General features: G+C 65.6%; 31 protein-coding genes and 1 pseudogene. All 32 read left to right on the plus strand.

The genetic code is table 11. The annotated features are described in order from the left end of the window. Positions 1–278 precede the first annotated feature (278 nt). The 32 genes and pseudogenes from rplC to truA all read left to right on the plus strand — a co-directional run bounded on the left by rplC (position 279) and on the right by truA (position 20379). Positions 279–926, plus strand: coding sequence for a 50S ribosomal protein L3 (gene rplC / locus ON45_RS09975; RefSeq protein WP_083914723.1), 648 nt, complete (start codon positions 279–281; stop codon positions 924–926). Positions 927–928: 2 nt separating this feature from the next. Beyond that, positions 929–1582, plus strand: a complete 654-nt coding sequence (gene rplD, locus ON45_RS09980) for a 50S ribosomal protein L4 (protein ID WP_040493555.1) — start codon at positions 929–931, stop codon at positions 1580–1582. Further along, positions 1582–1869 carry a 50S ribosomal protein L23 gene (gene rplW, locus ON45_RS09985; protein ID WP_040493556.1) on the plus strand — a complete coding sequence of 96 codons (288 nt, stop codon included), beginning with the start codon at positions 1582–1584 and terminating at the stop codon, positions 1867–1869. The genes rplD and rplW overlap by 1 nt, the downstream gene beginning before the upstream one ends. Before the next feature lie 19 nt (positions 1870–1888). Further along, positions 1889–2728, plus strand: a complete 840-nt coding sequence (gene rplB / locus ON45_RS09990) for a 50S ribosomal protein L2 (RefSeq protein WP_040493557.1) — start codon at positions 1889–1891, stop codon at positions 2726–2728. 31 nt (positions 2729–2759) lie between these two features. Continuing rightward, a complete protein-coding gene (rpsS, locus tag ON45_RS09995; protein ID WP_040493558.1) occupies positions 2760–3038 on the plus strand; it encodes a 30S ribosomal protein S19 in 279 nt (92 codons plus the stop codon). After that, complete coding sequence (rplV, locus tag ON45_RS24075; RefSeq protein ID WP_040493559.1) at positions 3035–3922, plus strand: 50S ribosomal protein L22; 888 nt, start codon at positions 3035–3037, stop codon at positions 3920–3922. The genes rpsS and rplV overlap by 4 nt, the downstream gene beginning before the upstream one ends. Continuing rightward, positions 3922–4842, plus strand: a complete 921-nt coding sequence (gene rpsC, locus ON45_RS10005) for a 30S ribosomal protein S3 (RefSeq protein ID WP_051062835.1) — start codon at positions 3922–3924, stop codon at positions 4840–4842. Before rplV ends, rpsC begins: the two co-directional genes overlap by 1 nt. A gap of 5 nt (positions 4843–4847) precedes the next feature. Further along, positions 4848–5264, plus strand: coding sequence for a 50S ribosomal protein L16 (rplP, locus tag ON45_RS10010; protein WP_040493560.1), 417 nt, complete (start codon positions 4848–4850; stop codon positions 5262–5264). Continuing rightward, complete coding sequence (gene rpmC, locus ON45_RS10015) at positions 5264–5479, plus strand: 50S ribosomal protein L29 (RefSeq protein WP_040493561.1); 216 nt, start codon at positions 5264–5266, stop codon at positions 5477–5479. Before rplP ends, rpmC begins: the two co-directional genes overlap by 1 nt. Next, positions 5479–5760, plus strand: coding sequence for a 30S ribosomal protein S17 (gene rpsQ / locus ON45_RS10020; protein WP_040493562.1), 282 nt, complete (start codon positions 5479–5481; stop codon positions 5758–5760). The genes rpmC and rpsQ overlap by 1 nt, the downstream gene beginning before the upstream one ends. After that, entirely contained in the window at positions 5757–6125 is a 369-nt protein-coding gene (rplN, locus tag ON45_RS10025) for a 50S ribosomal protein L14 (protein ID WP_040493564.1), read from the plus strand. Before rpsQ ends, rplN begins: the two co-directional genes overlap by 4 nt. A 2-nt stretch (positions 6126–6127) precedes the next feature. Beyond that, positions 6128–6430: a 50S ribosomal protein L24 gene (gene rplX / locus ON45_RS10030; protein WP_040493565.1), complete on the plus strand. Its 303-nt coding sequence runs from the start codon at positions 6128–6130 to the stop codon at positions 6428–6430. After that, positions 6430–7056: a 50S ribosomal protein L5 gene (gene rplE, locus ON45_RS10035; RefSeq protein ID WP_040493566.1), complete on the plus strand. Its 627-nt coding sequence runs from the start codon at positions 6430–6432 to the stop codon at positions 7054–7056. Before rplX ends, rplE begins: the two co-directional genes overlap by 1 nt. Positions 7057–7067: 11 nt before the next feature. Further along, complete coding sequence (locus ON45_RS10040) at positions 7068–7253, plus strand: type Z 30S ribosomal protein S14 (RefSeq protein ID WP_040493567.1); 186 nt, start codon at positions 7068–7070, stop codon at positions 7251–7253. Between the two features lie 19 nt (positions 7254–7272). Next, on the plus strand, positions 7273–7677 hold the full coding sequence (rpsH, locus tag ON45_RS10045) for a 30S ribosomal protein S8 (protein ID WP_040493568.1): 405 nt from the start codon (positions 7273–7275) through the stop codon (positions 7675–7677). A gap of 4 nt (positions 7678–7681) precedes the next feature. After that, positions 7682–8230, plus strand: coding sequence for a 50S ribosomal protein L6 (gene rplF, locus ON45_RS10050; RefSeq protein ID WP_040493569.1), 549 nt, complete (start codon positions 7682–7684; stop codon positions 8228–8230). A 2-nt stretch (positions 8231–8232) separates the two neighbouring features. After that, entirely contained in the window at positions 8233–8601 is a 369-nt protein-coding gene (gene rplR / locus ON45_RS10055; protein WP_040493570.1) for a 50S ribosomal protein L18, read from the plus strand. Beyond that, positions 8601–9239: a 30S ribosomal protein S5 gene (rpsE, locus tag ON45_RS10060; protein WP_040493571.1), complete on the plus strand. Its 639-nt coding sequence runs from the start codon at positions 8601–8603 to the stop codon at positions 9237–9239. The genes rplR and rpsE overlap by 1 nt, the downstream gene beginning before the upstream one ends. A 2-nt stretch (positions 9240–9241) precedes the next feature. Further along, positions 9242–9580: a 50S ribosomal protein L30 gene (gene rpmD, locus ON45_RS24080; RefSeq protein WP_083914725.1), complete on the plus strand. Its 339-nt coding sequence runs from the start codon at positions 9242–9244 to the stop codon at positions 9578–9580. A gap of 1 nt (position 9581) precedes the next feature. Then, the gene (rplO, locus tag ON45_RS10070; RefSeq protein WP_040493572.1) at positions 9582–10091 is read left to right on the plus strand and encodes a 50S ribosomal protein L15; all 510 of its coding nucleotides are present in this window, start codon (positions 9582–9584) and stop codon (positions 10089–10091) included. Between the two features lie 190 nt (positions 10092–10281). Beyond that, positions 10282–13218 carry an SGNH/GDSL hydrolase family protein gene (locus tag ON45_RS10075; RefSeq protein ID WP_040493573.1) on the plus strand — a complete coding sequence of 979 codons (2937 nt, stop codon included), beginning with the start codon at positions 10282–10284 and terminating at the stop codon, positions 13216–13218. A gap of 59 nt (positions 13219–13277) precedes the next feature. Then, entirely contained in the window at positions 13278–14603 is a 1326-nt protein-coding gene (gene secY, locus ON45_RS10080) for a preprotein translocase subunit SecY (RefSeq protein ID WP_040493574.1), read from the plus strand. A gap of 10 nt (positions 14604–14613) precedes the next feature. Continuing rightward, positions 14614–15279: an adenylate kinase gene (locus tag ON45_RS10085; RefSeq protein ID WP_040493575.1), complete on the plus strand. Its 666-nt coding sequence runs from the start codon at positions 14614–14616 to the stop codon at positions 15277–15279. A gap of 82 nt (positions 15280–15361) precedes the next feature. Then, positions 15362–16009 carry a TetR/AcrR family transcriptional regulator gene (locus tag ON45_RS10090; RefSeq protein ID WP_040493576.1) on the plus strand — a complete coding sequence of 216 codons (648 nt, stop codon included), beginning with the start codon at positions 15362–15364 and terminating at the stop codon, positions 16007–16009. Between the two features lie 201 nt (positions 16010–16210). Continuing rightward, a complete protein-coding gene (infA, locus tag ON45_RS10095) occupies positions 16211–16462 on the plus strand; it encodes a translation initiation factor IF-1 (protein ID WP_051062836.1) in 252 nt (83 codons plus the stop codon). A gap of 74 nt (positions 16463–16536) precedes the next feature. Beyond that, positions 16537–16650 (plus strand): 50S ribosomal protein L36, encoded by a 114-nt coding sequence (gene rpmJ / locus ON45_RS10100; RefSeq protein ID WP_015440432.1) that lies wholly within the window; start codon positions 16537–16539, stop codon positions 16648–16650. A gap of 32 nt (positions 16651–16682) precedes the next feature. Continuing rightward, a complete protein-coding gene (rpsM, locus tag ON45_RS10105) occupies positions 16683–17063 on the plus strand; it encodes a 30S ribosomal protein S13 (RefSeq protein ID WP_040493577.1) in 381 nt (126 codons plus the stop codon). Between the two features lie 2 nt (positions 17064–17065). Continuing rightward, positions 17066–17461, plus strand: a complete 396-nt coding sequence (gene rpsK, locus ON45_RS10110) for a 30S ribosomal protein S11 (protein WP_040493578.1) — start codon at positions 17066–17068, stop codon at positions 17459–17461. Between the two features lie 16 nt (positions 17462–17477). Further along, the gene (gene rpsD, locus ON45_RS10115) at positions 17478–18095 is read left to right on the plus strand and encodes a 30S ribosomal protein S4 (protein WP_040493579.1); all 618 of its coding nucleotides are present in this window, start codon (positions 17478–17480) and stop codon (positions 18093–18095) included. Between the two features lie 90 nt (positions 18096–18185). Continuing rightward, complete coding sequence (locus tag ON45_RS10120) at positions 18186–19109, plus strand: DNA-directed RNA polymerase subunit alpha (RefSeq protein ID WP_277619168.1); 924 nt, start codon at positions 18186–18188, stop codon at positions 19107–19109. 24 nt (positions 19110–19133) lie between these two features. Further along, a pseudogene (rplQ, locus tag ON45_RS10125) lies at positions 19134–19499 on the plus strand (50S ribosomal protein L17); the annotation flags it as partial. A 37-nt stretch (positions 19500–19536) separates the two neighbouring features. Beyond that, a complete protein-coding gene (gene truA / locus ON45_RS10130; protein WP_051062837.1) occupies positions 19537–20379 on the plus strand; it encodes a tRNA pseudouridine(38-40) synthase TruA in 843 nt (280 codons plus the stop codon). The last annotated feature ends 68 nt before the right edge of the window (positions 20380–20447 follow it).

The following is a 20447-nucleotide window of genomic DNA, read 5'->3' on the forward strand; positions in this document are numbered from 1 at the left end:
CACGGAGCGCCGGAACTGTTCACGAGATCGGGGTGGGTGGGTGTTGGAAGCTTGACTCGCGATCCGTAGCATTGCATGGCCGTGATCGGGAGGCATCCCGATCACCAGAACACCCCGCAACTGACGTCCGACCAGGCCGCCCACAACGATTGGGACTGGAACCAGCCGGCACAACCGAGTTTCTCAGCTCCGTATGCACGAATTCTTTGTGCTGCGGAGCTTTTACGTGGAGAGCCCCCGGACCGCCGGAAGGCTTGGACAACGAGAAGGACCGCCAAATGGCACAACAAGCGATCGTCGGCGAGAAGGTCGGCATGACACAGAAGTGGGTCGACGACAAGGTCGTCCCCGTCACTGTCGTCAAGGTCGACCCCATGCGCATCGTGCAGATCAAGACGAGCGAACGTGATGGCTACACGGCCATCCAGGTCACCTACGGCAGCAAGGACGCGAAGAAGCTGAACCAGCCCGAGGCCGGTCACTTCTCCAAGTCGGGCGTCGAGCCCGGCAAGCGCCTCATCGAACTGCGCCTCGACTCCGTCGACGGCCTCGAGGTCGGCCAGGAGCTGACCGTCGAGCAGATCGCGGCCGGGACGAAGGTCGATGTCACCGGCACCAGCCGGGGCAAGGGCTTCGCCGGCGTGATGAAGCGGCACAACTTCGCCGGTCAGCCGGCGTCGCACGGTGCCCACAAGAACCACCGCAAGCCCGGTGCGATCGGCCAGTGCGCCTTCCCGGCCCGTGTCTTCAAGGGCATGAAGATGGCCGGCCACATGGGCCACGAGCAGGTCACCACGCAGAACCTCGAAGTCGTCGAATCCGACGTCGAGCGCAACGTGCTGCTCATCAAGGGTGCCGTTCCCGGCCCCGCCGGCGGAGTCGTCACCGTGCGCAACGCCGTCAAGCTCGCTGGAAAGGGTGCCTGAGCATGGCTGAACTCACGATCAAGAACGCGGCCGGCAAGGAAGCCGGAACCGTCGAACTGGATGCTGCGGTGTTCGGCCTCGAGCCGAACGTCCCGGTCATGCACCAGGTCGTCACCGCTCAGCTCGCCGCACGACGTGCCGGCACGCAGAGCACCAAGACCCGCTCCGAGGTCCGTGGTGGCGGCGCCAAGCCGTACCGCCAGAAGGGCACCGGCAACGCTCGCCAGGGCTCGATCCGTGCGCCGCAGTACAGCGGTGGCGGCATCGCTCTCGGCCCGAAGCCCCGCAAGTACGACCAGAAGACGCCGAAGAAGATGGTGAAGCTCGCCACTCGCTCCGCGCTGTCCGACCGGGCCGCCGAAGGCAAGGTCGTCGTCGTCGATTCCTGGGACTTCGAGACTCCGAAGACCAAGCTCGCGAAGCAGGCCCTCGACGCGCTCGACGTGGCCGGCAACGTGCTGGTGGTGCTCGCACACGACGACGTCAACGCACTGCTCAGCTTCCGCAACCTGCCGTCCGTGCAGGTCATCGACGCCGGCGAACTGAACGCATACGACGTGCTGTGCAGCGACTGGGTCGTGTTCACGAAGGCCTCGCTGCCGTCGGACGAAGCTCCGGTTGCGGCAGCCACTGCTGAAGAAAGCGAAGAAGCCTGATGAAAGATCCTCGCGACATCATCATCGCGCCGGTGGTCTCGGAGAAGAGCTACGAGCTCATCGAGTCCGGCGTCTACACCTTCCAGGTGCACACCTCGGCGAGCAAGCCCGAGATCCGTGACGCCGTCGAGTCGATCTGGGGCGTCGAAGTCGCCAAGGTCAACACCCTCAACCGCGCCGGCAAGAAGAAGCGCACTCGAGGCACCAACCGCGTCGGGGTCAAGCCCGCCACCAAGCGGGCCATCGTCACCCTGGCAGCGGGCGAGATCCCGCTGTTCGAGAACTGAGCCAGGAGGAACACTGATCATGGCCATTCGTTCACGCAAGCCCACGAGCCCCGGACGTCGTTTCCAGACGAGCTCCGACTTCGGCGACGTCACCAAGACGACGCCCGAGAAGTCGCTGCTCGCCAAGAAGTCGAAGACCGGCGGCCGCAACGCCTACGGGCGCAAGACCAGCCGTCACCGCGGTGGCGGTCACAAGCAGCAGTACCGCATGATCGACTTCAAGCGGACCAAGGACGGCGTGGTCGCCAAGGTCGCTGCGATCGAGTACGACCCGAACCGCACCTGCCGGATCGCGCTGCTCCACTACCTCGACGGTGAGAAGGCGTACATCCTCGCTCCCCGCAACCTGAACGTCGGCGACCGCATCGTCTCCGGCCAGGGCTCGGACATCAAGCCCGGCAACGCGATGCCGCTGCGCTACATCCCCGTCGGCACCACCGTGCACAACGTCGAACTCCGCCCCGGTGGCGGCGGCAAGATCGGCCGTTCGGCCGGCATGTCGGTGCGCCTGGTCGCCAAGGAAGGCGACTACGCCACGCTGCGCATGCCGTCCACCGAGATGCGCCGAGTGCTGATCGACTGCCGCGCAACCGTCGGCGAAGTCGGCAACTCCGAGCACGAGCTCGTCAAGATCGGCAAGGCCGGTCGCAACCGCTGGAAGGGCAAGCGCCCGCAGACCCGTGGTGTTGCGATGAACCCGGTCGACCACCCCCTCGGTGGTGGCGAAGGCCGTACATCCGGTGGCCGCCCGGCCGTGTCCCCGTGGGGCAAGCCCGAGAGCCGCACTCGCAACAAGAAGAAGAGCTCGCAGCAGCTCATCATCCGTCGTCGTCGTACCGGTAAGGGTGGGCGTCGCTAGTCGGCCGCCCGGAAGGTAAAGGAAGATACTCATGGCACGTAGCCTCAAGAAGGGCCCGTTCGTCGACGAGCACCTGCTCAAGAAGATCGACGCCCAGAACGCCGCCGGCGAGCGCAAGGTCATCAAGACCTGGTCCCGCCGCAGCACGATCATCCCCGACATGGTCGGCCACACCCTCGCCGTCCACGACGGCCGCAAGCACGTCCCGGTCTACGTGACCGAGTCGATGGTCGGCCACAAGCTCGGTGAGTTCAGCCCGTCGCGGACGTTCAAGTTCCACGCCGGCATGGAGCGGGGTGCTCGGCGATGACCGGTCCCAAGCTCAACGAGAAGTCCTTCGTCGCCGGCGAGCGTTCCGGCACGAAGTCGACCGCCAAGTACGTCCGCAGTTCGGCCTCCAAGGCCCGCGCGGTGCTCGACCTCATCCGGGGTCTCGACGTCGTCTCCGCCGACGAGGTACTCCAGTTCACCGACCGCCACATCGCCCACGACGTCCGCAAGGTGCTCGCCTCGGCCGTGGCCAACGCGGTGAACAACGACAACCAGGACGCCGAAGAACTCGTCGTCATCGCATGCTTCGCCGATGAGGGCCCCACGTTGCGCCGCTTCCGGCCGCGTGCCCGCGGTCGTGCGACCCGCATCCACAAGCAGACCTGCCACATCACCGTGATCGTCGCGGCGATGAGCGAGGATCGCCTCGAGATCGTCCAGGCGCGTCGTGAGCGCCAGGGTGGCGCCGGAGCCAGCGGTCGCCCGCAGAGCTCGGCCGGCCGTCGTGCCCGCGTCGAGCGGAGCCGCAAGGAAGCCGCCGAAGAGCAGCCGACCGTCGACGAGGTGCAGGACGCCCACGACGAGGCCGAAGACACCGACGTCTCCGACCAGCCGGTCGCCGAGACGCCGGCCGAGGTCGAAGCGCTCGCCGGTGAGTGGGAGGGCTCGATGCAGGCCACCGACGACGGCGAGATGCCCGAGGGCTACGAGATCAAGGGCAACGCGTCGTCGATGCTCTACCACGAGCCCGGCTCGCGGTACTACGGCCCGACCAAGGCCGAGGTGTGGTTCGACTCCGTCGAGTCCGCCGAGGCAGCCGGCTTCAGCAAGCCCGGCGCCGCCAAGTCAGAAGAAGAAGCGGCTGACACCGAGTCGGCTGACGAGACGAACGAATCGGCCGCTGACGAGGCGGAGGAGAAGTAATGGGACAGAAGATCAACCCCTACGGTTTCCGCCTGGGCATCACCACCGACTGGAAGTCGCGGTGGTTCTCCGAGCGTGAGTACAAGCAGTACCTCACCGAGGATTGGCAGATCCGTGACCAGATCATGGAGCTGCTCGAGTCCGCAGCGATCAGCCGCATCGAGATCGAGCGCACGCGGGACAAGCTCCGCGTCGACGTGCACACCGCCCGCCCGGGCATCGTGATCGGTCGCCGCGGCGCCCAGGCCGACGAGCTGCGCAAGATGATCACCGAGATCACCGGCAACCAGAAGATCCAGCTGAACATCGTGGAGATCAAGGCTCCCGAGCTCGACGCCGCCCTCATCGCGCAGGGCGTCGCCGACCAGCTGATCAACCGCATCGCCTTCCGCCGGGCCATGAAGCGCGCCGTGCAGAACGCACAGCGCGCCGGTGCCCTCGGCATCAAGGTGCAGTGCTCGGGTCGCCTCGGCGGCGCCGAGATGAGCCGGACCGAGTGGTACCGCGAAGGCCGTGTGCCGTTGCACACGCTGCGCGCCGACATCGACTACGGCATGCGTGAGGCCAAGACCACCGCCGGCCGTGTCGGCGTCAAGGTGTGGCTGTACAAGGGTGACATCACCCCGTACAAGAAGGCCAACGACGACAAGATCTCCCGCGAGGCCGCGATGGCCGTCGGTGAGACCTCGGGCCAGACCGCAGCCGCCGGACCGCGCAAGGTCGTGTCGTCGGGTCGCCCCGGCGCCCCCGACACCGCCCCGCCGACCGAGACCCAGCCGCTGGTCCGCGAAGCCGATCCCGAGCTCGAACAGCTGCTGAACGAAGAAGCAACCATCGATGCGAAGCAGGCCGCGCCGGAAGCCGACGCCAAGCCAGAGGCCGACGCGAAGCCGGCCGACACCGACGAGAAGGAGGCCTGAGTGTCATGTTGATGCCCCGCAAGGTCGCACACCGCAAGCACCACCGTGGCCGCACCCGCGGTCTCACCAAGGCCGGATCCGGTCTGAGCTTCGGCGAATACGGAATCCAGGCGCTCGAGCCGGGTTGGATCACCGCCCGCCAGATCGAAGCCTCCCGTATCGCCATGACCCGCGCCATCAAGCGTGGCGGCAAGGTCTGGATCAACGTCTTCCCCGACAAGCCGGTCACCAAGAAGCCGGCCGAGACCCGCATGGGTTCGGGCAAGGGCAACCCGGAGTTCTGGGTCGCCGTCGTGAAGCCGGGTCGCACGCTCTTCGAGCTGTCGTTCCCGGACGAGGAGACCGCACGGGTCGCCCTCAACAAGGCGATCCAGAAGCTGCCGATCAAGTGCCGCATCATCACCCGTGAGGAGATCGTCTGATGGCTGGCAAGCAGAACGACCTGGCCGAACTGTCGATGGGTGAACTCGTCGACGAGTTGAAGGCCACCAAGCAGGAAGCGCTCAACCTGCGCTTCCGCAACGCAACCGGACAGCTCGAGAACACCGCCGAAATCGGCAAGGTGCGCAAGCAGATCGCCCGGATCAACACGCTCATCCGCAGCAAGGAAATTGCTGCCGCCGAGGCAGGACAGTGATGTCAGAAGAAACCGCAACCACAACCGACGAGCGCGCCGCTCGCAAGGTGCGCGAAGGCACCGTCGTGTCCAACAAGATGGACAAGACCGCCGTCGTCGCCGTCGTGTCGCGTGCGCCGCACGCTCGCTACAACAAGATGGTCCTGCGCACCACCAAGCTCCAGGCGCACGACGAGACCAACGACGTCAACATCGGCGACAAGGTCCGCGTCATGGAGACCCGGCCGATGAGCAAGAACAAGCGCTGGCGCATCACCGAAGTCCTGGAGCGTGCCAAGTGATCCAGCAGGAATCGCGACTTCGAGTCGCCGACAACAGCGGAGCCAAGGAAGTGCTCTGCATCAAGGTGCTCGGTGGAACCCGGCGCCGCTATGCCTCGATCGGCGACGTGTTCGTCGCCACGGTCAAGGACGCGATGCCCGGCGCCGGCGTGAAGAAGGGCGAGGTCGTCAAGTGCGTCGTCGTCCGCACCAAGAAGGAAAAGCGCCGTCCCGACGGCAGCTACATCCGTTTCGACGAGAACGCAGCCGTTCTCATCAAGGACGACATGACGCCTCGCGGCACCCGCATCTTCGGCCCGGTCGGCCGTGAGCTGCGTGACCGCAAGTTCATGCGCATCGTGTCGCTGGCACCGGAGGTGTTGTGAACATGAAGCTCAGGAAAGGTGACACCGTCGAGGTGATCACGGGCAAGGACAAGGGCAAGCAGGGCGAGATCGAACACGTCTACCCGAAGTCCAACAAGCTCATCGTGAACGGCGTGAACACCGCGTCGAAGCATTCCAAGCCGAGCCGTGCGAACGAGCAGGGCGGCATCATCGACAAGGACATGCCCATCGACGCCAGCAACGTGATGCTGGTGCACAAGGGCAGCACGGTCCGCGTCGGCTACAAGGTCAACGACGATGGCACCAAGGTGCGCATTGCACGACCGTCCGGAGAAGAGATCTGATGGCCGAGACAGCCACGCTTCCACGTCTGAAGCAGAAGTACAACGACCAGATCGCCGCTGCGCTGAAGGATCAGCTCGGCATCGAGAACGTGATGGAGATCCCGAAGCTCGACAAGATCGTCATCAACATGGGCATGGGTCGCGCTGCGAGCCAGCCCTCGCTGATGGACGCCGCGATCGAGGACCTCACCGTGATCGCCGGCCAGAAGCCGGTCGTCACCAAGGCCAAGAAGTCGATCGCGAACTTCAAGCTCCGTGAGGGTCAGGCGATCGGCGCGAAGGTCACCTTGCGCGGCGATCGCATGTGGGAATTCCTCGACCGGCTCGTGTCGGTCGCGATTCCCCGCATCCGTGACTTCCGCGGTCTGCCGGCCCACTCGTGGGACGGCCAGGGCAACTACACCTTCGGCCTCAACGAGCAGACGATGTTCGCCGAGATCAACCCCGACAACGTCGACCATCCCCGCGGGATGGACATCACCATCGTCACGTCGGCCACCGACGACGAGGGCGGCTACGCCCTCCTCGACGCCTTCGGCTTCCCCTTCAAGAAGGGCGAAGACGCCGCCAACGCACCCCGCAAGAAGCGCCGCAAGCGTCCGCTGTACGGCAAGAAGAGCAAGTGAACTGAGCTGACATGGCAAAGAAAGCACTCATCAACAAAGCCAACAAGAAGCCGAAGTTCAAGGTGCGCGCGTACACACGCTGCCGCCGCTGCGGCCGTCCCCGTTCCGTCTACCGCAAGTTCGGACTGTGCCGAGTCTGCCTGCGTGAGCTCGCTCACGCCGGTGAGATCCCGGGTCTGACGAAGAGCTCGTGGTGAGCCGGAAAGGAATCGAAGAATCATGCTGACTGATCCCATCGCCGACATGCTCACGCGTGTCCGCAACGCCAACACTGCGATGCACGACGAAGTGCGGATGCCCTCCTCGAAGCAGAAGGTCGCACTCGCCAAGGTCCTCCAAGCCGAGGGCTACATCGCCGGTTTCGGTACCGACCCCGCCCCCAAGGGCCCGGGAGAGGTGCTGACCATCCAGATGAAGTACTCCGACGATCGTGACCGCACGATCAGCGGAATCCGCCGCATCTCGACCCCCGGCCTGCGCGTGTACCGCCAGGCGAACGCGATCCCTCGCGTGCTCGGTGGTCTCGGTGTCGCAGTCCTGTCCACCTCGAACGGCCTCATGACCGACCGCGAAGCGCGCAAGCGCAAGGTGGGCGGCGAGGTCCTCTGTTACGTCTGGTGAGCTGATGTCACGTATCGGAAAAGCACCCATCACGGTTCCGGCCGGTGTCGAGGTCAAACTGACACCTGGTCATGTTTCGGTCACGGGCCCCAAGGGCAGCCTCGAGCGGAACATCCCCGGCAACATCGGGATCACGATCGAGCAGGACGGTGACACCCTCACCGTGGTTCGTCCCGACGAGGAGAACAAGACCAAGGCACTGCACGGTCTCACTCGCAGCCTGCTCAACAACATGGTCATCGGCGTCACCACCGGGTTCCGCAAGGAACTCGAGATCCACGGCGTCGGTTACCGTGCCGAGCAGCAGGGCCCGAACAAGCTCCGCATGAACCTCGGCTACAGCCACACCATCGACGTCGAGGCTCCCGAGGGCATCGTCTTCGAAGTGCCGCAGCAGACCTCGGTGATCGTGACCGGGATCGACAACGAGATCGTCGGTCAGGTCGCCGCCAACATCCGCAGCCTCCGCAAGCCCGAGCCGTACAAGGGCAAGGGCGTCCGCTACGCCGGCGAGCGCATCGTGCGCAAGGCCGGCAAGGCAGGAAAGAAGTAATCATGACGAAGATCGCACAAGCACGCCGTTCGGGTCGGATCCGTCGCCACCGACGGGTCCGCAAGAAGATCCACGGCACCGCCGCCCGGCCCCGCCTGGCAGTGTTCCGCTCCAACAAGCACCTGTCGGTGCAGGTGATCGACGACGACGAGGGTGTCACCCTCGCCGCCGCGTCGACCACCGAAGCCGACGTCCGCGCAGCCGGATCGACGGCTTCCGTCGACGCGGCCAAGAAGGTCGGCGAACTCGTCGCCGGACGGGCCAAGGATGCCGGGATCACCGAGGTCGTGTTCGACCGCGGTGGGTTCGCCTACCACGGCCGCATCGCGGCAGTGGCGTCTGCTGCACGTGACGCAGGACTGGAGTTCTGATGGGTTTCGGAGGAAACAACCAGGGCGGCCGTGGAGGCCGTGACGGTGGGCGCGAGCGCGCCCCCGATCCCGATGGCCTGCGCGAATCACGGGTGATCACGATCAACCGTGTCGCCAAGGTCGTCAAGGGCGGTCGTCGGTTCTCGTTCACCGCGCTCGTGGTGATCGGCGACGGCAACGGCCGCGTCGGTCTCGGCTACGGCAAGGCCAAGGAAGTTCCCTTGGCGATCCAGAAGGGCACCGAAGAAGCCCGCCGCAACCTGTTCACCGTGCCGATGGCCGGTGGCACCGTCATCCACGAAGTCCTCGGTCGCACCGGGGGCGGTCGCGTGATGATCAAGCCGGCGTCGGCCGGTACCGGCGTCATCGCCGGTGGTGCTGCCCGCGTCATCCTCGAAGAGGCCGGCGTGCACGACGTGCTCTGCAAGTCGCTCGGCTCGGCCAACCACATCAACGTTGCCCGCGCGACCATCGATGGTCTCAAGCAGCTGCAGCGTCCCGACGACATCGCGAAGCGTCGCGGTCTGCACCCGGACGAGTTCGTTCCGAAGGGTCTGCTCGAGGCGTACAACGAGTCGAACAAGAAGCCGGTCGCTGCTGCAGCCGGTGCGAGCGACTCCGCTGAAGGAAGTAGCTGATCATGGCTGACATCACCGTCACCCAGACCAAGTCGGCGATCGGCACCAAGCCCAAGCACCGCGGCACGCTCCGCGCGCTCGGGCTCGGTCGGATCGGCCAGACCAACACCCTCCCCGATCGCCCGGAGATCCGCGGCATGATCGCCCGGGTGCCCCACCTCATCGCGATCGGCGACGACGTCGACGGTCCGCAGGGCAGTGACAAGGCCAACGAGTCCGGCGAAGCGGTCGACACCGCGGTTGCCGAGGTCGTCGAGGAAGTCGCTGCCGACAAGGCCGATGACCCCGTCCCGTTCGCGGGCGACGATTCTGACGACACAGCTGTCGAAAAGGAGAGCTGACATGAAGGTCCATGACCTCAAGCCCGCCGAGGGTTCCACGAAGAGCCGCAAGCGCGTCGGTCGCGGTACCAGCGGCAAGGGCGGCAAGACCGCCGGCCGCGGCACCAAGGGCCAGCGCGCCCGCAACACGGTCCACCGCGCCTTCGAAGGTGGTCAGACGCCGATGCTCCGCCGTCTGCCGAAGCTCAAGGGCTTCAACAACCCCTTCCGCGTCGAGTACCAGGCGGTCAACCTGCACACCCTCAGCGATCTCGCCGAGAAGGTCGATGGCGACATCACCCCCGAGGTGCTCGTCGAGCACGGCCTGGTCCGCAAGGATGCGTTCGTGAAGATCCTCGCCCGCGGCGAGATCAACACGAAGATCAACGTGAGCGCCCACGGTGCGTCGAAGGCCGCCGTCGAGGCGATCGAGGCCGCCGGCGGTTCGATCACGATGATCACGCTCCCGTTCAACGAAGAAGGCAAGGCCGGACGCCCAGCGTCCCAGGGCAACCAATTCATGAACCGCTGATTCCGGCCGATGCGCGTCGGTGCCTGACACCGCTGCACATCGCTGAGAATTGACCGATGGCCCGCACGAAATCGTGCGGGCCATCGTCGTTTTCGGGTCGGCGTCTCCATCGATCCGCACGAACTCACCGAATTCCGGGATGGCGCGGGCGTCGAAGTTCTAGGGTCGGCTCCCGAGAAAGGGGTGTGGGATGGCAGACGACGTCGTCGAGAGCGGCTCTGGCGTCCGGTCGGGCTCCGGGCGGGTGCGGACCTGGTATCGCGCGTTGCCCCCGGTCATCGTGCTCGCCGCGACCACGATCGGCGCACTGCTCGGCGGAGTGCTGCTCTGGGTGGCGACCGAGCGGTCGTTCCCGGCGATCGGTCTTGCCGGAGTCGTGCTGGCGACTGCCGCCGCGTGGGTGACCACCGACTACACCGCCTCGCGCTGGCGTGACCCGGGCACCGTGAAATGGAAGACGTTCGTGCTCGTGTCGGCCGGAGCAGGTGCCATCGCGGTGATCGTTGCCGACGTGCTGCGGTCGCCGCTGCTGGCGTTCCTCGGCCTGATGGCGCTCACGTTCGGAATCGGTCCGTTCGTCGGGGAGGTCCGCAACGCGGCGGCCGCGAAGGCCGAGAGGTGGATGCAGGCCGGGCTGCTCGTCGGTGCGGTGAGCGCGATCGTCATCGGACTGCGGATCCTGCCCGTGCCGCTCCGCCTGCTCGCCGTCGTCGGTCTCCTCGTCGGATTCGGACTGTTCACCGGCGGTCTCTCGACGATGTGTGCGCGCGACGCCCGACCGCAGTCGTTCGCGTTGAGGATCATCCCGGGTGACGCCCGTCAGCGCGGGTTGATCGTCGGCGCTGTCGGCTTGATCGTCTTGCTGGTGGGACTGGTCCTGCGGTGGTTGCCGGTCGTGAGCGTGGGGGCGTGGCTGACCATCGTGGCCATGGTCATCTTGAGTGTCATCCCCGCTCGTTTCGGAATGTCCACCCTGATGAAGCGCTCGATTCTGGTGTCGGGCATCGTCCTCGTGGGGGTCGCCGGCTACCAGCTGTTCACGACCGGCACGTTCGGCCGCTCGGTCTGGTTCACGCTGTTCGTCGTGCTGACCGTCGCATTGGCCGGGGCGTGGATCGTCTGGCGGGGTTCGACGTTGTTCATCGGTGTGATCCTCGGGTTCGCGTTCGTGTGGGGCTTGTCCTCGCACACGACGGACGACCCGGAACACGTGAGCGGCGTCGATGCCGAGGGCGACGTGGCCGCGGCGGGCGTCGTGGCGTTCGGTGATTCGTTCATCTCGGGTGAAGGCGCGCCGACGTTCTACGACGGCACGGATCAGAAGGGCGATCACCGGAACGAGTGCCGGCGCGCCCCGACGGCGTATCCCGTCCTGATCTCGCGCGCGTCCGATGGCTCGTCCACGGGAGCGGACGGAGCGGAGCCGATCGAGACGTTGAGCGAGCCAGGCCTCGACTTCCTCGCCTGCTCGGGAGCGAAGCTCGCACACGTACTCGAACTGCAGACCGACGACCTGAGCGCGGATGCCGAGAACCGAACGGCGGTCGACGAAGCCATGGATCTGGCGGCGGAGCTCGGTGACGAGTCGATGGTCGAGTCGATGGAGTCGCTCGTCGTCGCCGGCGGGGAGATGGTCGAGAGCGACGACGATGCCGACGAGTGCCCCGATGGCGAGGCGCGCTCGGCCGGCCAGTACGGATGCGGTCCCGATGGCGTGTACGGCTCGGAGCTGCAACTCGATCACGCGGCGGACGACCGCAGTGCAACCGAACTCGTGTTGTTGAGCATCGGCGGGAACGATGTCCGATTCGGCGACATCGTGGCGGGCTGCCTGCTCCCCGGATCGTGTGCCGAACGGCGAGAGATCTGGCTCGACAACGTCGCTGCGCTCGGACCAGAACTGACGGAGGCCTACGTCGCGATCCGCGAGGAGTTCGCCCAGGATGTCCCGATCGTCGTGATGCCGTATCCGCTCGTGCTCACCGAGGACTCGTGCGCCGACTCGCCGCTCGACGCGAGCGAGCACGAGTTCATCTTCGAGTTCACGACCGTCCTCAACCGTCAGATCTCGGTCTCGGCGGCGCAGGCGGGCGTCCACTACTTCGCGCCGGGAGCGTTCGCTCTGGAGGGCAACCGGCTGTGCGAGAGTTCCGAGCGGGCGATCAACCTGATCCGGCTCCAGCCGACCGACGGGCCGATGTTCGACCGGATGAATCCTGGTTCGTGGACGCACAACAGCATGCATCCCAACCGGTTGGGGCACCGGATGATCGCTGCGGAGTTGCGCGAGTGGATCGACGGCGAGGGAATCCTCGGTTCCGGGAATCCGATGCCCGACCCCAGCGCCAATGCGACCCTTCTCGACGTTCGTTCGGCCCGGCCCTACGCAGTCGATCCGGACGTCGTCGACGTGCTGAGCAACACCGGAGTCGGAGTGTGCGGTTACGACCAGATCGAATCGTTCGCCACGCGGATCGCCGTCTTCGACGAGCAATCGGGCGACGGCGTGAAGTCCCAGGCCTTTCGCGTTCCGGTCGAGGGCGCGGAGGCGACCGCCCCGGTGTGCGTCACGAACTCGGCGGGGCAGTGGACCTCACCGGAATCGGTCATCGAGCCACTCGCGGACGACTCGACCAGTCGGCTTCCGTCAGCCGAACCGGCCGTCGTCGTCTCGGGCGGTCGGGTGTTCGTCACGGGCGGTCGTCCCGACCAGCGGTGTCTGGAACAGCACGGCTCCCATGTCCGTGACGATCTCTGCGCCTTCCAGTGGATCATGTTCAGCTCACCCGCTGACGACCGGAATTCGGCCATGTCCGAGCGGACGTGGTCGCTGCGCGCGGTCCAGTACTGCACCACGGACCCGGACTGCGAGGACACGTTCGACGAGTGGATCGACAGCCAGGTCGGTCAGGCGGCACGCAAGGTCGGAGCGACGCTCGGGATGATCTTCCTCGGTGGCTGGCTGGTCGCCCTCGGTATCGAACTGGTGCGCCCGCGGTCGCTGTCCGCACGGTTCCGACCGCAGCTCCGCGGTGCGGTCGCGGGTTCGGTCGGTGATTCCGGGGGCGTCGGCACGCACGGCCCCGGTGACGGTGTGGCGCCATCGGGAAGCGGAACGAGTCGCTGATAGCCTCGCCGCTGGTCTGCGCTGGCGCGCGGATCCCCCGTTTCGTCTGAAAGTCATCGATGCTCTCCAATCTGCTGAACATCTTCAAGATCAGCGACCTGCGCAACAAGTTGCTGTTCGTGGTGCTGATGGTCGCCGTCTACCGCCTCGGTGTGGCGATCCGCGTTCCGGGTGTCGACCCGATCGCGATCGAGCAGCTGCAGGCCTCGGCCAGCCAGCAGGGCGCACTCGGCTTCTTGAACCTGTTCTCGGGCGGCGCGTTCGAATCCTTCTCGATCTTCGCTCTCGGGATCATGCCGTACATCACGGCCAGCATCATCATGCAGGTCCTCGGCGTCGTCATCCCGAAGCTGGAAGAGCTCCAGCAGGAGGGCGCGGTCGGTCAGCGCAAGATCACCCAGTACACCCGCTACGTCACCATCGGCCTCGCCACGCTGCAGGCGACCGGGCTCGTGTTCATCTTCGGCACCGGTCAGGGCCAGGCGTTCTTCACGCAGGGACCGCCCACGAACGTCCCGCTGCTCACGGGAGGCATCTGGCCCCGTGGGTATCTGATCATCCCGACGCTGGTCGCCGGCACCGCCGTACTCATGTGGATCGGCGAGATGATCTCCCAGCGCGGCATCGGCAACGGCATGTCGATGGTGATCTTCGCGTCGGTCGTCGCGTCGATGCCCGGAGGGTTCCTCAGCATCCTGACGCTGCGCGGATGGTTCTGGTTCTCGGCGATGGTCATCCTCACCGTGGGGATCGTGATCGCCGTGGTCTTCGTCGAACTCGGACAGAGACGCATCCCCGTCCAGTTCGCGAAACGCGTGGTGGGTCGCCGGATGATGGGCGGTCAGAACACCTACATCCCGTTGAAGGTCAACCAGTCCGGCGTGATCCCGATCATCTTCGCCAGCTCGATCCTGCTGCTTCCCGTGATCTTCTCGAACGTGCTCGGAGCGGCCGATCCCGACAGTTGGCGTGGCCAGATCCAGTCGTTCGTGACCGAGTACATCGTCAACCCCGACAACTTCGTGTACGTCGGGATCCTCGCGTTGATGATCATCGCGTTCGCCTACTTCTACAACTCGATCGCGTTCGACCCGGTCCGTCAGGCCGACCAGCTCCGCAAGCAGGGTGGCTTCATCCCCGGCGTGCGTCCGGGACCCCAGACCGAGCGCTACCTCGGCAAGGCCGTCAACCGGATCACGCTGCCGGGTGCGGTGTTCATCGCGGTCATCGCGATCCTGCCGTACATCCTGCTGATCGTCGCGAACGTGAGCACGTTCGGTTTCGCCGGTACCAGCGTGTTGATCTCGGTGGGTGTCGCGCTCGAACTGATGCGTCAGATCGACAGCCAGCTCACGCTGCGCAACTACGAGGGCTTCCTCAAGTAGGTCGCGGCGCATGATCCCGGGCGCCCGCCTCATCATCCTCGGGCGACAGGGTGCCGGCAAGGGTACGCAGTGCGTACGCCTCAGCCGTCACTTCGTCGTTCCGCACATCTCCACCGGTGACATGCTGCGCGCGGCCGTGCGCGAGGGCACCGAACTCGGAGTCGAGGCGAAGAAGGTGATGGATGCGGGCGGGCTCGTGTCCGACGGCATCATGATCGGCATCGTGCGCGACCGGCTCAAGGCCGCCGACGCCGACACGCGTGGCTACATCCTCGACGGATTCCCCCGCACGATCGAGCAGGCCGATGCGCTCGACGAGATCACCGGCGACATCGGCAAACCGATCGACGTCGTCCTCGACCTCAACGTGCCGCGTGAGATCGTGCTCGAACGGATCTCGTCGCGCCGTGTGTGCCGCGACTGCGGCACCAACTACACGGCGACCGGCAACGACCCGAGCCCGTGGATCTGTGACGTGTGCGGTGGCGACGTGATGCAACGTGATGACGACACGCCGGAGTCGGTGAACACCAGGCTCGACCTGTACGAGGAACAGACGTTCCCGCTGATCCGTCACTACGGCGACCAGAACCGACTGTCGGTCGTCAACGGAATCGGTCATCCCGACGCGGTGTTCGAACGCTTGGTCAAAGCCGTCGAACACAGCCGACGGTGACCGCGTCGCTCGAAATGGCACCGCCCGTGACCGCTCCGCTGCGTCGAGCGAGTGTGTCATCCGTCATACTCCGACGGTGGGGATGAGCAGCAAAGGGGCGCCACGGCGGCGAGGTCGTCCACCGGACACCAAGTCGTCCGAGACGCGCGAAGCGATCCTCGGCGGTGCCCGTCAACTGTTCGGCCAGCGCGGCTACGGGGCGGTCACGAACAAGGATCTCGCGGCCGCAGCAGGCGTCACGACCGGAGCGCTGTACCACTACGTGGACTCCAAGCTCGATCTGTACCTCCAGGTGCACCGGGACATGCAGCTCAAGATCTACCGGCGGTTCCAGCTCGCGGACAGCTCGCAGGACACCTTCATCAGCAAGCTCGAGGCGGTGCTGGAAGCCTCACACGAACTCAACCGTGACGATCCGTCACTCGCCAAGTTCGTGGGTGCGGTCCGTGCCGACACGCGTCGCCACCCCGAGATCGGCGAAGCGCTCGGCGATGCGAATGCGGAGCGCGAGGAGTTCTTCATGCGCATCGTGAGTGCCGGAATCGCGAGCGGCGAGGTGCGTCCCGAGGATTCCGACCTCGTGCGCGAGTTCGTGCGGCTGATTCTCGTCGGGTTGACCGATGGGTCGAGTGAGACGTTGGAGCAACAGCGCCGCGCGATCGACAGCGTGATGGCGATGGTGCGCGGGACGTTGATCCGCCCCGCCGAATCGTCCTCCACCAGCCCGTGAGTGTGCTCGGCGTGCGGATCCGGCGCGTACCACGCGTGACTCGCGTCGCTGTGGATTTCGCGCGTGGAGTCGCGCTGTTCCACCGTTAGCATCGTTTTCCGGTCTGTTCGCAGACCAGGCCGAGCCATGCCGCTCGGTCGAGAACCGTCAAGACAACGAAAACCGACTTCAGCACCAGCGATAGCGGCCTCTGCGCCGGTGATGAGCACGATAGGTGAGGAGAATCCCCTGCCCAAGCCAAAGGAAGATGCGATCGTACTCGAGGGCAAGATCCTCGAATCGCTGCCGAATGCCATGTTCAAGGTCGAACTCGACAATGGACACGAGGTGCTCGCGCACATCTCCGGGAAGATGCGGATGCACTACATCCGAATCCTCCCAGGCGACAAGGTCCAGGTGGAACTCACTCCGTACGACCTCACCCGAGGTCGGATCACCTACCGATACAAGTAATCCGATCTGTGCGGCCGGCCAACGAACCGACCGTCACGAATCATCTCATCGAACGAACGAGTAGAGAAGCAACCATGAAAGTACGACCCAGCGTCAAGCCGATGTGCGACAACTGCAAGGTGATCCGTCGCCATCGTCGCATCATGGTCATCTGCACGAACCCCCGCCACAAGCAGCGTCAAGGCTGATTGGCCCAGGAAGCAGCAAGGTTTAGAAGCACATGGCACGTATCGCCGGCGTTGACATCCCCCGTGAAAAGCGGTTGGAAGTCTCCCTCACCTACATCTTCGGAATCGGACTCACGACCTCGCAGACCATCTGCCGGTCGCTCGAGCTCGACCCCAACACGAAGGTCTCGAACCTGACCGAGGACGAGATCAACAAGATCCGTGCCTACGTCGATCAGAACCTCACCATCGAGGGCGACCTGCGCCGCAACGTGCAGGGCGACATCAAGCGCAAGATCGAGATCGGCTCGCTCCAGGGCGTCCGCCATCGCAAGGGTCTGCCCGTTCGTGGTCAGCGCACTCACACCAACGCTCGCACTCGCAAGGGACCCAAGCGCACCGTTGCCAACAAGAAGAAGGCCGTCCGGAAGTAATCATGGCAAAGCAAGCACAAACCCGTCGGCCGCGTAAGCGGGACCGCAAGAACGTCACGACCGGCGTGATCCACATCAAGTCGTCGTTCAACAACACGATCGTGTCGATCACCGACCCGCAGGGCAACGTCATCGCCTGGGCGAGCTCCGGTGTCGCCGGCTACAAGGGGAGCCGCAAGAGCACCCCGTTCGCCGCACAGCTGGCCGCCGAGAAGGCCGCCCGCTCCGCACAGGAGCACGGCTTGCGCCGCGCCGAAGTGCAGGTCAAGGGTCCCGGCTCCGGCCGTGACGCCGCCGTGCGTTCCATCCAGCAGACCGGCATCGAAGTCGTGTCGATCAAGGATGTCACCCCTGTTCCCCACAACGGTTGCCGGCCGCCCAAGCGCCGGCGCGGCTGAGAAAGGACGCTGAGTCATGGCTCGCTACACCGGACCCAAGCTGCGCGTTTCGCGCCGTCTGTCCACCAACATCTTCGAGAACGAGAAGGGCCGCAAGGTCCTCGAGCGTCGTCCGTTCCCGCCGGGAGCGCACGGCCGCACCCGTCGCCGCAACGCCGGCTCCGAGTACCTCGCGCAGCTGCAGGAGAAGCAGAAGGCGAAGTACATCTACGGCGTGCTCGAGCGCCAGTTCAAGAAGACCTACAACGAGGCCGTCCGCCTCGACGGACCGTCGGGTGAGAACCTGTTGCGTCTGCTTGAGCAGCGCCTCGACAACGTCGTCTACCGCGCCGGTTGGGCTTCCACCCGTCCGCAGGCTCGCCAGTTCGTCAACCACGGCCTGATCAGCGTCAACGACAAGCGGATGGACATCCCGAGCTACACCGCACGCAAGGGCGATGTCGTCTCGCTGTCGCCGAAGGCCGCGAAGATGATCGTCATCCAGCACAACATCGACACGCTCGACCGGTCGCTCGTCGGCTGGCTCGAGCAGGGCGACGGCGGCAAGCAGGTCACCGTCCGCAGTCTCCCCGAGCGTGATCACATCGACATCCCGGTGCGCGAGTCGCTCATCGTCGAGCTCTACTCCAAGTAACGCTCATCGGTGGCCGACCGGCCGCCTGTCACCACGCTCTCGCACACGTCTCTCGAATACCCCGGAAAGGTCCTGGCACCAATGCTCGTCATGCAGCGCCCCACCATCGAAGCTCTCGGTGAGGAATCGAACAACCGCCAGAAGTTCGCGGTCGGACCCCTCGAGCCCGGCTTCGGCCACACGCTCGGCAACTCGCTCCGTCGCACGCTCCTGTCGTCGATCCCGGGTGCGGCGATCACGACCGTCCGTTTCGACGAGTCGCTCCACGAGTTCGACACGATCTCGGGTGTCACCGAAGATGTCACCGACATCATCTTGAACCTCAAGGACATCGTCGTCACCTCCGAGTCCGAGGAAGCGGTCACCGCTCGCCTCGACGTGCGCGGTGCCGCAGACGTCACCGCCGCCGACATCGAGTGCCCGGCCGACGTCGAGGTGCTGAACGGCGACCTCCACATCGCCACGCTCAACACGAAGGGCCGCCTCGCGATCGATCTCACGATCGAGCAGGGTCGCGGCTACCTCACGAGCAAGCGTGACGACGACAACCGCACGATCGGCATGATCCCGATCGATGCGATCTTCAGCCCGATCCGCCGGGTGTCGTTCGACGTGGAGCCGACTCGCGTCGAGCAGTCCACGAACTACGACCGCCTCGTCATCGAGATCGACACCGACGGTTCGATCACCCCGTCCGATGCGCTCGCTTCGGCCGGTGCGACGCTGCAGGCGCTCACCGAACTGGTCGCCACGATGTCCGAGGAGCCCCAGGGTCTCGAACTCGGCGAAGTGGTCGACGTCGCCGTCAGCTCGCCGGACCTCGACCTGCCGATCGAGGACCTCGACCTGTCCGAGCGTCCGAACAACTGCCTCAAGCGGGCCCAGGTCAACACGGTGGGCGAGTTGCTCACCAAGACCGAGGACGACCTGCTCAACATCACCAACTTCGGCCAGAAGAGCCTCGACGAAGTGAAGGCCAAGCTCGACGAGCGCGGCCTGACGCTCCGCGGCTGAGGCTGAGAGAGAAAGACACGAATCATGCCCACCCCACGCCGCTCCCGCCGTTTCGGTTCCTCGGCTTCGCACCAGAAGCTGATGATGGCCAACCTCGCCGCGTCGCTGTTCGCCGCGGAAGGCATCTCCACGTCCGAGGCCAAGGCCAAGCACCTCCGCCCGATCGCCGAGAAGCTGATCACCAAGGCCAAGAAGGCTCAGGAAGAGGGCCCGATGCAGGTGCACCGGATCCGTCAGATCCAGAGCCAGCTCGGTGACCGCGAGATGACCTACAAGCTCGTCCACGACATCGCTCCGCGGTACATGGAGCGCAACGGCGGCTACACCCGCATCCTGAAGCTCGGCACGCGCCACGGCGACAACGCCGAGATGGCGCGCATCGAACTCGTCTGATCTGGTCGATCGTTCACGGACGATCGGTTCGAACGTGACCGAGCCCCCGGAGTTGGATTCGTCCAGCGACGGGGGCTCCGTCGCGTCTCGGCGCAACGTCCGACTGCTCGTGGCGTACGACGGAAGCGACTTCCACGGGTTCGCCGAGTCGCACGACGTCTCGACGGTGATGGGCATGTTGCGGGCGACGCTCGAGCAGATCCTGCAGACCGATCTCGACCTCACCGCAGCGGGCCGGACCGACGCCGGTGTGCACGGCTGGGGCCAGGTCGTCACCGGGATGCTGCCGGACCACGCCGACCTCGTCCGGGTGCAGCGTTCCGTCAATCGGATGTGCGCGCCGTCGATCGTGATCCGCTCCGCGGACTGGGCCGAGCCCGACTTCGACGCCCGCTTCTCCGCGACCTCCCGCGCCTACCGATACGACGTGTGGAACGACCCGCAGCCGAACCCGCTGCTGGCGCGCACGTCGTGGCATGTCGTCGAACCGCTCGACGTCGACGCGATGAACGTGGCGGCGACGCACCTGCTCGGCGAGCACGACTTCGCCAGCTTCTGCCGGCGTCCCAAGGTGGGGGAGGGGCGGCCGGAGAAGTCGCTCGTGCGCATCCTGCAGCGCGCCGAGTGGCATCGGGTCGCATTGGAGGACATGCCCGACTCGTTGCTCCGGTTCGAGATCGCCGCGTCGAGCTTCTGTCATCAGATGGTCCGCAGCATCGTCGGCACGCTGGTCGATGTCGGGCGCGGCCGACGTGACTCGCACTCGATCCCCGCCACCGTCGCAGCACTCGACCGGTCCGCCGCAGGTTCCGTCGCCCCGCCGACCGGTCTCGTGCTCTGGCACGTCGGCTACGACGGCCGACGCTGGGACGCCTGAACGCGCCCCGGACGCGATGCCGCGAAGTCTGTGTGACCGAATCCGCGTCCGTCGTCACTTTCGGTCAC

The organism is Ilumatobacter nonamiensis YM16-303, from assembly GCF_000350145.1.
GTDB lineage: Bacteria > Actinomycetota > Acidimicrobiia > Acidimicrobiales > Ilumatobacteraceae > Ilumatobacter_A > Ilumatobacter_A nonamiensis.